At 61.0% G+C, this 13,718-nt stretch carries 11 protein-coding genes and 1 pseudogene; 10 read left to right on the top strand and 2 right to left on the bottom strand.

What is annotated here, in order from left to right:
- Positions 1–218: 218 nt before the first annotated feature.
- Both AC2VLV_RS11440 and AC2VLV_RS11435 read right to left on the bottom strand, forming a co-directional pair.
- Positions 219–1,250 carry a copper resistance protein B gene (locus tag AC2VLV_RS11440; protein ID WP_486990103.1) on the bottom strand — a complete coding sequence of 344 codons (1,032 nt, stop codon included), beginning with the start codon at positions 1,248–1,250 and terminating at the stop codon, positions 219–221.
- 105 nt (positions 1,251–1,355) lie between these two features.
- Positions 1,356–3,077 (bottom strand): copper resistance system multicopper oxidase, encoded by a 1,722-nt coding sequence (locus AC2VLV_RS11435; RefSeq protein ID WP_486990102.1) that lies wholly within the window; start codon positions 3,075–3,077, stop codon positions 1,356–1,358.
- Between the two features lie 176 nt (positions 3,078–3,253).
- Between AC2VLV_RS11435 and AC2VLV_RS11430 the strand changes: the two genes are divergently transcribed.
- From AC2VLV_RS11430 to AC2VLV_RS11385, 10 genes and pseudogenes are all read left to right on the top strand, one after another.
- The gene (locus tag AC2VLV_RS11430) at positions 3,254–3,937 is read left to right on the top strand and encodes a heavy metal response regulator transcription factor (RefSeq protein WP_486990101.1); all 684 of its coding nucleotides are present in this window, start codon (positions 3,254–3,256) and stop codon (positions 3,935–3,937) included.
- Positions 3,918–5,330, top strand: coding sequence for a Cu(+)/Ag(+) sensor histidine kinase (locus AC2VLV_RS11425; RefSeq protein ID WP_486990100.1), 1,413 nt, complete (start codon positions 3,918–3,920; stop codon positions 5,328–5,330). Before AC2VLV_RS11430 ends, AC2VLV_RS11425 begins: the two co-directional genes overlap by 20 nt.
- 254 nt (positions 5,331–5,584) lie before the next feature.
- Positions 5,585–6,250, top strand: a complete 666-nt coding sequence (locus AC2VLV_RS11420; RefSeq protein ID WP_486990099.1) for an ArsR/SmtB family transcription factor — start codon at positions 5,585–5,587, stop codon at positions 6,248–6,250.
- Positions 6,250–7,560 carry an MFS transporter gene (locus AC2VLV_RS11415; RefSeq protein ID WP_486990098.1) on the top strand — a complete coding sequence of 437 codons (1,311 nt, stop codon included), beginning with the start codon at positions 6,250–6,252 and terminating at the stop codon, positions 7,558–7,560. The genes AC2VLV_RS11420 and AC2VLV_RS11415 overlap by 1 nt, the downstream gene beginning before the upstream one ends.
- A 323-nt stretch (positions 7,561–7,883) precedes the next feature.
- A complete protein-coding gene (locus tag AC2VLV_RS11410; RefSeq protein ID WP_486990097.1) occupies positions 7,884–8,372 on the top strand; it encodes a hypothetical protein in 489 nt (162 codons plus the stop codon).
- A gap of 448 nt (positions 8,373–8,820) precedes the next feature.
- On the top strand, positions 8,821–9,009 hold the full coding sequence (locus tag AC2VLV_RS11405; RefSeq protein WP_486990096.1) for a hypothetical protein: 189 nt from the start codon (positions 8,821–8,823) through the stop codon (positions 9,007–9,009).
- A gap of 55 nt (positions 9,010–9,064) precedes the next feature.
- On the top strand, positions 9,065–9,766 hold the full coding sequence (locus AC2VLV_RS11400; protein ID WP_486990095.1) for a DsbA family oxidoreductase: 702 nt from the start codon (positions 9,065–9,067) through the stop codon (positions 9,764–9,766).
- Positions 9,767–9,838: 72 nt separating this feature from the next.
- A complete protein-coding gene (locus AC2VLV_RS11395) occupies positions 9,839–12,001 on the top strand; it encodes a copper-translocating P-type ATPase (protein ID WP_486990094.1) in 2,163 nt (720 codons plus the stop codon).
- A 371-nt stretch (positions 12,002–12,372) separates the two neighbouring features.
- The gene (locus tag AC2VLV_RS11390) at positions 12,373–12,537 is read left to right on the top strand and encodes a hypothetical protein (protein ID WP_486990093.1); all 165 of its coding nucleotides are present in this window, start codon (positions 12,373–12,375) and stop codon (positions 12,535–12,537) included.
- 967 nt (positions 12,538–13,504) lie between these two features.
- Positions 13,505–13,718 (top strand): annotated as a pseudogene (locus AC2VLV_RS11385) (DNA-binding protein); the annotation flags it as partial.

Below are 13,718 nucleotides of genomic sequence, written 5' to 3'. Positions count from 1 at the left end.
GAATTGCTGCCGCATAACTGGGCAAAAACCAACACCCCTGCCGCCAGCACCTGACCTTCACTTCGGGTGTCAAGAGGGGTTGGCGGGACGCTTACGGTGCATATGCCTCAACGCTCGCCGCGCTTGAGGGCTGCGCACCTCAGGTGGACAGCCCTCGAGCGATGGCGGTATCGCGGCGTATGACCTGATCGATTCCAATGAATGCCAATGGCTCAGACTCAGAACCAGAATCGCAAACCCGCGACTATGGCGGTCTGGCTTGTCTTGTCACCCGCTGCGCGCGCGTAGTCCGCACTGCGTGAAAACTTTCCGCTCCATTCCACGCCAACATACGGCGCAAACTGGCGCGTGAATTCGTAGCGAAGGCGCAGCCCGGCGGTCGCATCCGAGAGCCCGCTTCCAATCTGGCGCGCGGGGTCATCCTTGCCGTACAGGTTGGCTTCGATGCGCGGTTGCAGCACGATGCGCTGGGTGATCAGCAAGTCGTAAGTCGCCGCAAGGCGCAGCGCGCTGCGCCCCTCGTTGCCCAAGTAGCCAGTGGCCTCGACATCGAACCAATAGGGCGCAAGGCCCTGCATGCCGAACGCCAGCCAATTGCGGTCGGGGCCGGAGCCGTTGTCGTGACGCACTCCGGCCTGCATGTCCCAGAACGCGGCAACCGAGTGATCCCAGAGAAGCTCGGTTCGTGCATTCTGCAGGCGCCCCTGTGACATGTCGCCATCGGCCTTGATCATGAGGCGGTTGAAGGCGTGGCCGAACCAGGCCTGCACGTCGTAAGCGGTCCAGTTGCCGTTGCGCGTGTACGCCTTTTCCAGGCGATCGACCAGAACTGAGCCGAAAGCGACTTGATCATCCAGGTGAGGCGGCTTGACTCCTGGGGGAATATATGGGCCGGAGGTCAATGTGTAGCCGTCGGAGTATGCGTCGGCGCTGCGCGGCTGGCTGGGCGCCCTATTCGGCATCCCCTGCGATTTTCCCGGAGGCGACGGCTTCGCCGCTGCCGTCTCTTGCATCTGCATGCCTGGCATGTCCATGCCCTTGACGCCACTTTGCGTTGCAGCCGGCTTTGGCAAGGGAGTGGGCTTTGCTGAAGGCGGGGTGGTGCCGCTCATTTCGTGCGTGCTCATCCCTGGCATGTTCATATCCGCCTTGTCCCCAGACTTCGCAGCCGAACTGGCAGCATCGGCCGGGCCGGCGGCCGATGCAACGGGTGCGCTCATCTCTGGCATGCGCATCCCCGGCATGTCCATGCTTTGCGCCCAGGCTGACACGGCGCCGAGCCCGGCCAACGCGACGATGAGCAGAGTTTTAATGTGCTGAAATTTCATTGGATTCTTCCTCGCTTTCCGCCGCGGTTACGACACCAGAATTTCGCGGAACATGCCGCTGTCCATATGCATCATCAGGTGGCAATGCCAGGCCCAGCGTCCCAGCGCGTCGGCGCTGATGCGATAGCTGACTTGCTGCGCAGGTTGCACGGGAATGGTGTGGCGTCGGACCTGAAATTGACCGTCCGGGCTCTCCAGTTCGCTCCACATGCCGTGCATGTGCATCGGATGGGTCATCATCGTGTCATTGACGAGCACCATTCGCAGACGCTCGCCATGGCGGAAATGCACGGGTGTCGATTCCCCGAACGGCACGCCATCGAACGACCATGTGTAGCGTTCCATATTGCCCGTCAGATGCATCTCGATCGTGCGGCCGGGTACACGCGGATCGATCGGGCCGCCGATCGTGTGCAAATCAGCAAGAGTCAGTACCCGCCTGCCGTTGTTGCGCAGGCCCACGCCGGGATCGTCCAGGTTGGTCCGGGGGTGGTCGACGCGAGCGTCGACCCCGGGGCCATATTCAGTAGGTGCGTGTCGCGCGGCTGGGCCCGAGTCCATGCGCATGCCGCCCATGTCCATTCCTGGCATCGAACTCATGTCGTTGCCCATCATGTCGCCCATTGTCAATTGCTGGCGCGGGTCCATCGCCGGAACCGGCGCGGCCAGGTCCGGGTGGGCAGCCAGGGTGCCGCGTGCGTATCCGGTACGGTCCATCGATTGCGCAAAGATCGTGTACGCCTCGTCTCTGGGGCGCACCAGCACGTCATAGGTTTCCCCAGGGCCGAAGCGGAACTCGTCCACGCTCACCGGCTCCACGTTCTGCCCGTCGGCGGCAACCACCGTGAGTTTCAGGCCGGGGATGCGCACGTCGTAAAAGGTATCACCCGAGCCATTGATGAAGCGCAGTCGTGCGACCTTGCCCGGCACGATGGGTGCGAACCAGTTGCCGGCAGGGGTGACGCCATTCGTGAGATACGTCAGCGTGGCGCCCGAGAGATCGGAAAGGTCGCCCGGACTCATCCGCATTTGCTCCCACATCGCACGCTTGTCGATCGCCGCCCGCAGCCCGTCACGGGAGACTTCGCGGAAGAAATCCACCGTCGTCGGTTCGTGGTAATTGTCAAATCCGCTGTCCGCCTTGAGCCTGGCCAAGACGCGCATCGGGTCTTCGTCCATCCAGTCCGACAGCAGGACGACATGATCGGTCTCGGCCGTCATGGTCTCGCCCTTCGCAGGCTCGATGACGATGGCGCCGTACATGCCGGTTTGCTCCTGCATGCCCGAGTGGGAGTGGTACCAGTAGGTTCCCGCCTGTTTGACCTGAAAGCGATAGACGAAGGTCTCTCCTGGCGCGATGCCGCTGAAGCTCAATCCCGGCACACCGTCCATCTGGAACGGAACGAGCATGCCGTGCCAGTGGATCGACGTTGTACGGTTCATGCGATTGGTCACGCGAATCGTGACCGTGTCACCTTCCTTCCAGCGCAACGTCGGACCTGGCAATGAACCGTTGATCGTCGTGGCAACCCGAGACTTCCCGGTGAAGTTGACGGCCGTCTCGGCCACCACCAAATTGAATTCAGTACCGCGTAGTTCCGGAACTGTTCCGGTTGCGGTAGGTGCCGTTTGCGCACGCGCCGCCCATGGAGCCAGGCCAAGCATGACGCCGCCAGCGGCGATCCCCTGCACGAAGCGTCGGCGCTGAACATGGACGCCTTGAGGGCGGACGATGAGATTGCGTTGCATGGTTTTGGCTGCTCCCGTTCAATAGAAAAATTGAACGGCAAGCGTATTGAGCGCGTGTTTTCAGGAAAATGGCCGCAGCATTACATTGATGTCATCGACTTGTCATGGTCGTGGCAGTTTCGGCGAACTACATTAAAAGCACGCCTCAGTCTCGGGGCGTCGGCGGGGTAACGCAGATGAAACTTCTGATCGTCGAAGACGAAGTCAAAACCGGGGAATATTTGCAGCAGGGCCTCAGAGAGTCGGGGTTCGTTGTGGATTGGGCACGCAACGGTCTCGATGGCCATCACCACGCGATGACCACCGCGTATGACCTGATCGTGCTCGATGTCATGCTTCCCGACATTGACGGATGGCGTATCCTCCGCTCCCTTCGCGAGTCAGGCAACGATACCCCGGTGTTGTTTCTCACCGCGCGCGATTCGGTGGAGGATCGCGTCAAGGGCCTTGAGCTCGGGGCCGATGACTATCTGGTCAAACCATTTGTGTTCACCGAGTTGCTTGCACGGGTACGCACCCTGTTGCGACGAGGGCGCGCGCCAACGCAGGTTGATCTCCTTGCGGTTGCCGATCTGGTCCTTGATTTGCCGCGGCGCCGCACGACACGGGCAGGCACCCGGATCAACCTCAGCGGCAAGGAGTTTGCCCTTCTTGAATTGCTGGTCCGTCGTCAGGGCGAAGTCCTGCCCCGGTCCCTGATCGCATCCCAAGTGTGGGACATGAACTTCGACAGTGACACGAACGTGATTGATGTCGCCATTCGTCGGCTACGCGCGAAGATCGACGATGGTTTCGAACCCAAGCTGATCCAGACCGTGCGAGGCATGGGCTACACCTTGGATGCTCCTGATGCACCGTGAGAACAGGAGGCGCCGACCGACGTCCCTGGCGGTGCGCGTCACATTATTGGTTGGGCTCGTAACGACGACGATGTTCCTCATCGCGGCTTGGGGCATCGAACGCTCGATCGAGCGGCATTTCGCGCAGATGGATCTTGCCCAACTAAAGGCTGGGTGGCAATCGGTTACCACGGAGCTTGCCCGGATGGTCCCGGCAACGCCCCGGCCAACGCAGGAGCGCAAGCTCGCCGATGCCACAGCAGGGAATCATGATGTTTATTTTCTTGTGCGCGACGCACAGGGACTCCCACTCTACGAGACGACACCTCCGGAGCTTTCAGCGCTTATTCGAGACGTTTCGGCGGCTGACCACTTGAGCTTAAATGCGCTTAGCGTCTGGAAGACACCGCGGCACACCTACCGTGGCTTGATTGTGCGAAACGGGCGTGACACCGTTGCCGTTGCCACTGTGATTGACTTTCATCTGCAGTATCTGCTGCAACTGCAGGATGCCCTGTGGGCGGGCACGCTGCTGGCGTGCCTCATCAGCGTGATCGTCGCACGCCTAGCGGTACAACAGGGTCATGCTCCGCTGCGACGTATCAGCGCGCAGATGCGCGACATGACGACAGAAAGGCTCGACGTACGCCTGGATCCCCAACAGGTCCCCGTCGAACTGAGCGATCTTGTGATCGCCTTTAACGCAATGTTGATGCGAATCGAGCAGACCTTTCAGCGGCTGCGCAATGTCTCGGCCGATATCGCACATGAACTGCGCACGCCGGTCACCAATCTGACCACCCATACCCAGGTGGCGCTATCTAAGGCGCGGGACGTCGACGCCTACCGCGAAGTCCTCTATTCGAACCTTGAGGAGTTCGAGCGCATGGGTACGATGATCAGCGACATGCTATTTTTGGCACAGGCCGAACAGGGCCTGTTAAGGCAGGCGAGCGCCGACGTTAACGTGGCGGGCGAAGTGCAAGAACTGTTTGAATATTTCGAAGCTTGGGCGGAGGACCGCACGGTTGGTCTCCAATTGCAGGGGAGCGCTGGCACGATACGTGGGGATCGCCCGATGCTGCGTCGGGCATTGAGCAACTTAATCTCCAATGCGATCCGCTATACGCCATCAGGTCAATCCGTGACTGTCAGTGTGTCGCAAAGCGGCTCTCGCGTCACGATCGAGGTTTGCAACCCTGGTCCCGAAATCAAGGCCGAACATCTGCCACACCTCTTCGACCGCTTCTACCGCGTCGATCCATCTCGGCAGCGACGAGGTGAAGGCGCAGGGCTCGGCCTTGCGATAGTCAAGTCGATTGTCGAGTCGCATGGCGGCAGCGTTTCGGTGACATCGAAGAACAGCCGCACGTGTTTTGTGATGCACATGCCAGCGGCATATCGCGGGGCTTAGATTCGGCACCTTCAAGGTAGCCGGTGTTTTTTCAGAAAGCCCGCTTCTGCCCCAGGGGCGTTGGTTGAACCGGATCCAGCGGGCGGAGGATAAACACAGGACCAGCAGAGCATTCGCGGTCAAGAGTTCACGATGCGCCGACCGCATTCCATAGGTGCGCGGCCTAGCTACCCTGCAACCTCGTGCAAATGCGCCGGATTTTGGGGAGGGGAAATCCTGACCACGATCATTCGCAAATCCGCTAGAGTGTTCGCATGAAATCCCGCGAGCTCAAGGACCACCTTTATACCCAGGTTTCCCGCATCGGCTCGGCACTGGGCAGCCCCAAGCGGCTCGAGCTGCTCGAAGTGCTGGCCCAGGGCGAGAAGTCCGTCGAAGCGCTGGCACACGCGGCGAGTATCGACGTCAAGCTCGCCAGCGCGCATCTGCGGGTGCTGCGCAATGCGAGCCTCGTCGATGTCCGGCCGGATGGCAAGAGTCGGGTCTATCGCTTGAGCGGGGCCGACGTGTCGGACCTGTGGGTTGCGCTGCGCAGCGTGGCCGAGTCGCGCTTGGCCGAGTTACAGGTGGCCATGAACCGCCTATTTTCGGGGCCCGAACGGCTCACGCTAGAGAACGCGCAGTCGCTGTTGAAGAAGGTGCGTGACGGCGAAGTTGTGCTGCTTGATGTCCGGCCGGAGAGCGAATACCGCACGGCACACATTCCAGGGGCGCGTTCCGTACCGCTGGATGAACTTGAGGCGCGAATCCAAGAGCTACCGCAGGACAAGGACGTGATCGCCTACTGTCGCGGACCATTCTGCGTCATGTCGGAAGCCGCGGTCACGCTGCTGGCCCAGCACGGTCTGAGTGCACGCAAGGTGGCTGAAGGCGTGCCCGAGTGGAAGGCCGCCGGCTTGCCGATCGAAGCGACTGTGTGATGAACGCCTCCCGCATGGCGGACGCGGGGCACAAACGCCACCTGCAGGGTATTCGCGCCAATCTGCACCAGTTCATCTGGCAGGCGGTACAGGTGTTTTTGGTCGGTCTGCTGATCGGCATGGAGCGCACCGTGCTGCCGTTGGTGGCCGCACGGGACTTCGCCGTTCCGAAGTCCTCCTTCCTTTATCTGCTGTCCTTTGTCATTTCCTTCGGACTGGTCAAGGGTGCGCTGAACTTCGTCGCCGGTCGCCTGTCCGAACGCATTGGGCGCAAGCCGGTGCTCATTTTTGGCTGGGTCGCGGCGATCCCGATCCCCCTGCTAATTTTCTATGCGCAATCTTGGTGGTGGATCGTCGCAGCCAATCTGTTCCTCGGCATCAACCAGGGCTTCGCCTGGAGCATGACCGTTACCAGTAAGGTCGACATCACCCGAGCCGAGCAACGCGGCCTGGCCACCGGAATCAACGAGTTCGCCGGCTACGTCGCGGTTGGCCTGGCGGGGCTCGCGACGGCCTACTTGGCCAACATGTATGGACCGCGTTTGGCACTGCTCGGGTTCGCTGCCGGAGTTATTGCGCTCGCGCTGTCCACCGCGCTGCTGTTCGTGCGTGAGACCTTGCCGTGGGCACATGCCGAACGCCAACACCATGCCAACGGATCGCGCACTGGGCTCCGGCCGCGATTCGCTGATGGACTGCCCGAGCATCCGACGTCGTGGCAGATCTTTCGCTATGTCTCCTTTGCTCACCCGACCTTCTCGGCGCTATGCCAGGCGGGCGTCGCCAACAAGGTTGGCGACACTCTTCTATGGGTGCTGTTCCCCTCGTACCTGCACGGCCACGGCCTGAGCTTGGTGCAGGTGGGCTGGGTCACCGGGGCATACGCCTTGACCTGGGGCGTGTCTCAGTTGTGGACCGGGTCGCTGTCGGATCGCATCGGACGGCGACCGCCGGTAGTCGCTGGGTTGTGGCTGCTCGGTATCGGCGTCGCTGCAGTCGTTCTGGTCAAGGGTTTAGTCGCCTGGCTCATCACCGCCGTGGTAATGGGCGTGGGGATGGCATTGCTGTATCCAAACCTGATCGCCGCGGTTGCCGACATCGCTGATCCGACGTGGCGTAGTTCGGCGCTCGGCACCTATCGCTACTGGCGCGATACAGGCTATGCCATCGGCGCCCTCGCGCTCGGCCTTATCGCACAAATGCGTGGTAGTGTCGTACCGGCCTTCTGGGTCACGGCTGCATGGCTCGGAGCCTCTGGCGCCTGGGTGCTGCTGCGTGCACAGGAGACTCATCACGCGCAAGGGGACTGATGGAATTCTCACGCGCGCGGACGCCGACTGCGCACCAGATCAATGGGAATCCGCGTCAGTCCAGCACGGAATCACTGCGCGAGATGGCAGGCATGTTGACGCCGATCCCCGCGTGTGCCACCTTGCCGATCTTGTGCTGAGCCGCTTGCCCCCGGCCGGGTAAGAGGTGGCACAGATTCCCTACCGATTCTGGTGGCTCATGGCCCACGGCACTTTGCCCTGAACTGGCTCAGTCGGGCGTCGACCCTGCCTGGGTTTACTGCACTGGCGACTCAAAGTAGTCCGAGTAAGATGGGGCGCATTCATAACCGGAGTCATCGAAAATGGGCCGCTACGCTGAATTGTGTATCGACTATGCCGAGAGCCAAAAGCGACACTCGGATTTCTTTGATGCGATGTACGAGCAGGTTCAGCAATTTGCATCTGGTTTGGCGGAGTACCTTGAGGCACCAGCACAGGCAACTCCAACCTCCCCTGGTATGCCGAATCAATATGTGACCTTGCTGCGCGCCGATGAGGATCTGCCTATAGAACGTTCCAGTGACCTTTTCCCCTTGGGACAAGACCTTCGTGCTTGGTTCCGGGTTGGCATCTTGCTTGAGTGTGGGCTAGGCACTCTACCCAAAGAGCAATATGTCGTGCGTGTCGGTCTGAGATGGCTGCACGACTTCATGGAGGTCACATTCCCAGAGATTCCGCACACGGAGAGGTGCTATCGGCACCTTCACAGGGCGGACTATCGATCAGCTTACCGAATTATCTTGTCGGCAATCGAGGCCAAGCTTCGGTTCGATCCGTTCCACCCAACCTAGCAGTTGCGTAGCCAGTGTCCATGCGACAAGAGCAAGGCTGTTTAGCCCAGCTTGGCCGCAAACCGTGTTCGATCCGATGCCGAATTGATTAGCGCCCCGGCGGACGCATCATTAGGCGTGTTCACCCGGTACGTGCGTCACCATGAGTCAGGGCTGGATAGCGCCTGGTCACAACAGAATTGGCATGCTGTGCACCAACCGACTGTTCGCGATGCACATAAAGGCCAACCTGACGGCGGCCTGCTTCGCGCTGCGAAGTCTGTGCGCTGCACAACAGACTGCAGCAGCGTCGTGAGCTAGCCTGCGTTTGGCAGGTGCTTAGAGGCGTGATCGACCGCCACGGGGCGGTGCGAACGCAGTGCGCGGCGATTGCAGCGCGCCTTCGTCTGCATAGTGCTTCGGCGCCCGAAGCGGTTGCTCAGGCGTTCCGCTTCACACAGGAGGTTCCATGAAATCCTTGCCTGCAATGGCTGTTGGTTTGGCGTCCATGCTCGCCAGTGGCGCGGTGTCTGCGCAGAGCGGCAACATGATGAATGGTGGCGGCTGGATGGGGGGCTACGGCGGCTACTGGGGGCCGACCCTGCTGGTTTTCGTTGTCGCCGTCGTCCTCTGGGTCGTCCTGCAAAAACGCAAATGATTTAGGGGGCTGCGACTCCTATCGAGGTGCTTATCAGCGACACGGGACCGCCACCATGCAGCCGACCTTGACCGTTTCTTACTTTTCCGATGTGCTCTGCATATGGGCCTACGCAGCTCAAATCAAGCTTGATGAGTTGCGCCGACAATTCGGTGACCAGATCCAAATCGAGTATCGCTTTCTCCACTTGTTCGGCGATGTCGAAGCTCGCATAGAGGTTGGCTGGGGCGACAAAGGCGGCGCGGGGGGCTATTCGCGGCATCTTCAACAGATGGCAGCACGTTTCGTGCATATCGATATCCATCCCGAGATCTGGACCAGGAATGCCCCGCCCACCTCGGCAAGTTGCCACCTGTTTCTCAAGGCCATACAGTTGCTGGAAAAACACGGTGAACTCTCGGCGGCGCCCGAACAGCGGTTCGGCGGCAAGAGCGTCTTCGAAGAGGCGGTGTGGCGTTGTCGTCTCCGGTTTTTCCGCGACCTGCAGGACATCGCCGATCGAGAAATTCAGGAAGCGATAGCCACGGAAATGGCATTGCCCCTTGCCGGCATCCGCCAGCACATCGACAGTGGTGCTGCCCATGCGGCGCTGTGCGCGGACTTCGATGCCAAGGACCGGCAACTTGTCGAAGGCAGCCCCACCCTGGTGCTCAACGAAGGCCGGCAGAAGCTCTATGGGGATGTCGGCTACCGAGTCATCGAGGCCAGCATCAACGAGTTGCTGATGGACCCCGGCGACCGGGCCAGTTGGTGTTGATCCACAGTACACGAACCGCAGGTACGGGACATTCGTTCGCCGCACCCGGATTCCATTTTTGGGAGGTGACCGATGAGCGAACATGAACACACCACCAAGGACGAGCCGGAGAGCAAACTGACCCAGGATGAAGTGGCAAAAAAGGCCTACGCCATCTATGTGAAGGAAGGCCGTCCGCAAGGACATGCAGACCAGAACTGGTCGGACGCCGAAGCTCAATTGCAGCACGCCGGTGCCACCAAAACTGACCATCCTGAGCACCAAGCTGAGCACATGGGTCATCACGACCACCATGCGCACATGGCGGCGGACTTCCGCAAGCGGTTCTGGATTTCGCTGGTCCTGACACTGCCGATCCTCGCTTTGTCACCGCTGCTGCAAACGCTGGTGGGACTGCGTGAAACTGTCGGATTTCCGGGCGACCTGTATGTCCTGTTCGGCTTTTCCTCGGCGGTCTTCTGGTACGGTGGGTGGCCTTTCCTTCAGGGCCTGACCACGGAGATCAAATCCCTCAAGCCAGGGATGATGACGCTCGTGGCCGTGGCCATCACCACCGCCTATCTGTATAGCAGCGCCGTCGTGTTTGGTCTGACCGGCAAGGTGTTCTTCTGGGAGCTGGCCACCCTTGTCGACGTCATGCTGCTGGGACACTGGATCGAGATGAGGTCGGTGATGGGCGCCTCAAAGGCGCTTGAGGAACTGGCCAAGCTCATGCCCTCCGACGCGCACAAACTGATGCACGACGGGAGCGTGAAGGACGTGCCGCTGAGCGAGCTAGCGGTTGATGACAAGGTTCTGGTGAAGCCGGGCGAGAAAGTCCCGGCGGACGGCGCCATCATCGAAGGCGAGAGCTCGGTCAACGAGGCGATGCTCACTGGCGAGTCGACGCCTGTCGCGAAGGCGAGCGGCGGCAAGGTCATCGGCGGCTCCATCAACGGCGAAGGCGCTCTGACCATCGAGGTCAAAGGGACCGGCAAGGATTCGTTCCTGTCGCAGGTGATCGACTTGGTCAAACAGGCCCAGGAAAGCAAGTCGAAGACGCAGAACCTCGCCGACACTGCGGCGATGTGGCTCACCCTCATTGCGCTAGTCAGCGGTGCGGGCACCTTCCTGATCTGGCTACTGTTCATGGAACGGGATCTAGCCTTCGCCATCGAGCGCGCCGTGACGGTGATGGTGATCACCTGTCCGCATGCGCTCGGGCTGGCCGTGCCGCTGGTGGTGGCCGTCTCGACGGCCTTGGCAGCGAGCCACGGCCTGCTCATTCGAAATCGTGCGGCGTTCGAAGGTGCACGCAAGCTGCGGGCCGTCATCTTTGACAAGACCGGCACGCTGACCGAGGGTCGCTTTGGCGTCACCGATACCTTGCTGCTGGCCCAGGACATCGACGAAGAGACGCTGCGCAAGTACGCGGCCTCCGTGGACGTCAATTCCGAACACCCCATCGCCAAGGCGATCGCCGAGTCATCGGAGCAGAAGCTGCCGGTCGAGAATTTCAAGAGCATCCCGGGTAAGGGCGCGCAGGGCAAAGTGGACGGCAAAGAGATCCAGGTGGTTAGCCCGGGCTACTTGCGCGAACAGCACATCGATCTCGCTGACAAGCGCGTCGAGCCCTTGCAGGCACAGGGTAAGACGGTGGTGTTTGTCCTCGTCGACGCTCAATTGAAGGGAGCTCTCGCCCTGGCCGACATCGTCCGGCCCGAAGCGAAGGAGGCCATCGACGCCCTTAAGGCGATGGACATCCGCTGCATGATGCTCACCGGCGACAACAAGGCGACGGCGAAATGGGTGTCCGACCAGCTCGGCCTGGACGAGTACTTCGCCGAAGTCCTGCCGCAGGACAAGGCAGCCAAGGTCAAAGAGGTCCAAGCACGTGGCGTGTTGGTGGCCATGACTGGCGACGGTGTGAACGATGCACCGGCTCTGGCGCAGGCCGATGTGGGCATCGCCATTGGCGCCGGCTCGGATGTGGCGGTCGAAACCGCCGACATCGTTCTGGTGCGCAGCAATCCGCTGGACGTCGTGGCCATCGTGCAACTGTCGCGCGCGACCTATCGCAAGATGATTCAGAACCTGGTCTGGGCCACGGGCTACAACGTCGTCGCAATTCCGCTGGCGGCCGGCGCGCTCTACGCCTGGGGCGTGGTGCTGTCGCCGGCCCTGGGAGCTGCACTGATGGCGGCGAGCACGGTGATTGTGGCCATCAATGCGCGGCTACTGCGGCTGAAGAAGTGACACGGCGTTCCATGGCCGGGCACGCCCGTGCCACCGCGACAAACCTGTTCGTGCCATGTGCCGGCGCGCGCGTGATCGTCGAAGCCGAGAAACAGCTTTGAAGCGACGGACGTCTCGCGCAATCTCTCTAAGTTGCACGCTGAGTATCCGCTTCCGGATGCGGAACACATGCGTTCTAGTCCCCGCTTTGGGTCGCTATGCAAAGCTTTGCATAGCGACCCCTATGCCGAGGTCTCAACTATGCGCAGTTGCGCAATGCGGGAAGCTCGCTGGTGAGGCTTGACGCGGCCTACAGGGCCTCGATGACGTGAACATCTTTACATAGTCTGCGCGCCGGCGTGCACTGGCGGCTCCACAACCTGGAGACTGCCATGCGTACCAAGCCTTGTTCTCGCCCCGTTCCTTCTGGCCGCTGCCGCGGCTGTGTTCAACTGGATCGCCTCATCCTGGGGTACCGCCAGTACCTCTCGGAGCGCGGCAATGCCCCCAGCTACGTGCGCACCTGCGAGGCTGCGGTGGCGCACCTGTCGATGTGAATGAACCGACATCAAGCTCAAGCACTTCCGCGCCAGCGACGACCTTATGACGTTCCTGCGCGGCCTGTAACTATGCAAAGCACAGAGAGCCCGGCAACGTCTTGCGGTCCAGCGCAAAGCGGCGCCGGGTGCGGTGGACCTACGCAAAGTTGAGTGCTAAGCATAGGGGTCGAAAGCGCCAGTTACGCCGACGCGTAAAGCCGCCGCTCACGAGTCCGAGGATGCCGGCGACCGCTGACCACACCATTGCTGTCGTCGCCACAAGCCCAGCCCAGCGCCTGCTTTGGCCGAACTAGAGTCATTCACTCTGTTGCCGCCGACGGCGAAATGAGCCAAACGTTAGAAGGAGGCTGCCGACGTCTGGCTGCGACGCTTACCTTGAGGCCATACCGAAGCTTCATGCGCGTTCCGCAATGATTGGTATGGCTCCACCGATTTGCGGTGGGCCGGCTCATTCTGCCGGCGGCGCCAGCAGGCTAAGGCCCACATTACTCAGCGTGGCACAGCGGGCAGCCGCATAAAGCCGTCGGGTCCGCGACTTGGAAGCATTTCGCCTCGACTTCTGACTCGGGAGAAACCGCTGCTCGCACACCGTCACGCGCACGCTGTCAAGCCCGCATGGATGACAGTCTCCGCCAGGATGTCAAACATCCTGCCCAGGTCCGCGTCCCTCGGGTCAGCGATCTCCTCATGTTGATCGAACTCGGCAGTCCGTCCGATGAGGAACGCCACCCCTGACCTGCGGGACGTCGGCTGTCGCGGTCGGGATTGATCGATTGAACAAAGAGTGGCCAGATAGGGCACTGATGCTCTGAAACGTCCCCTGACAGCAATGCAATTCTCTTCATGAAGCCTTCACATATTGCGCCGAGGCTTCTCCTTCGTTGTCTGGACTCACACTGGTTGTATGTGCAAGTTATATGCGTAAAATGTGCACACAGTCTCCTTTCAATCTAGGATCTACCCCATGTTCGCCGTCGCATCCGAGGTTCTCGAGTCCACGCGTGAGCCTGGGACTACGCGCTTTTCGCCGGCAAATTTCGCGGCACTGCTTGAGCTCCCGCTGCAAGACTTAGCCGAACTTGCCGGCGTGCACCGGAACACCCTGCGCACGCACCCGGAGTCGCCGAGGCTGCAAGCAGCATTGCGTGATTTGATGCGCGTTTTAGTGGCGGCCATGG

The sequence above is a fragment of the Thiomonas sp. TH-17 genome, assembly GCF_057473305.1.
This window is presented reverse-complemented; position numbering and strand designations above follow the sequence as displayed.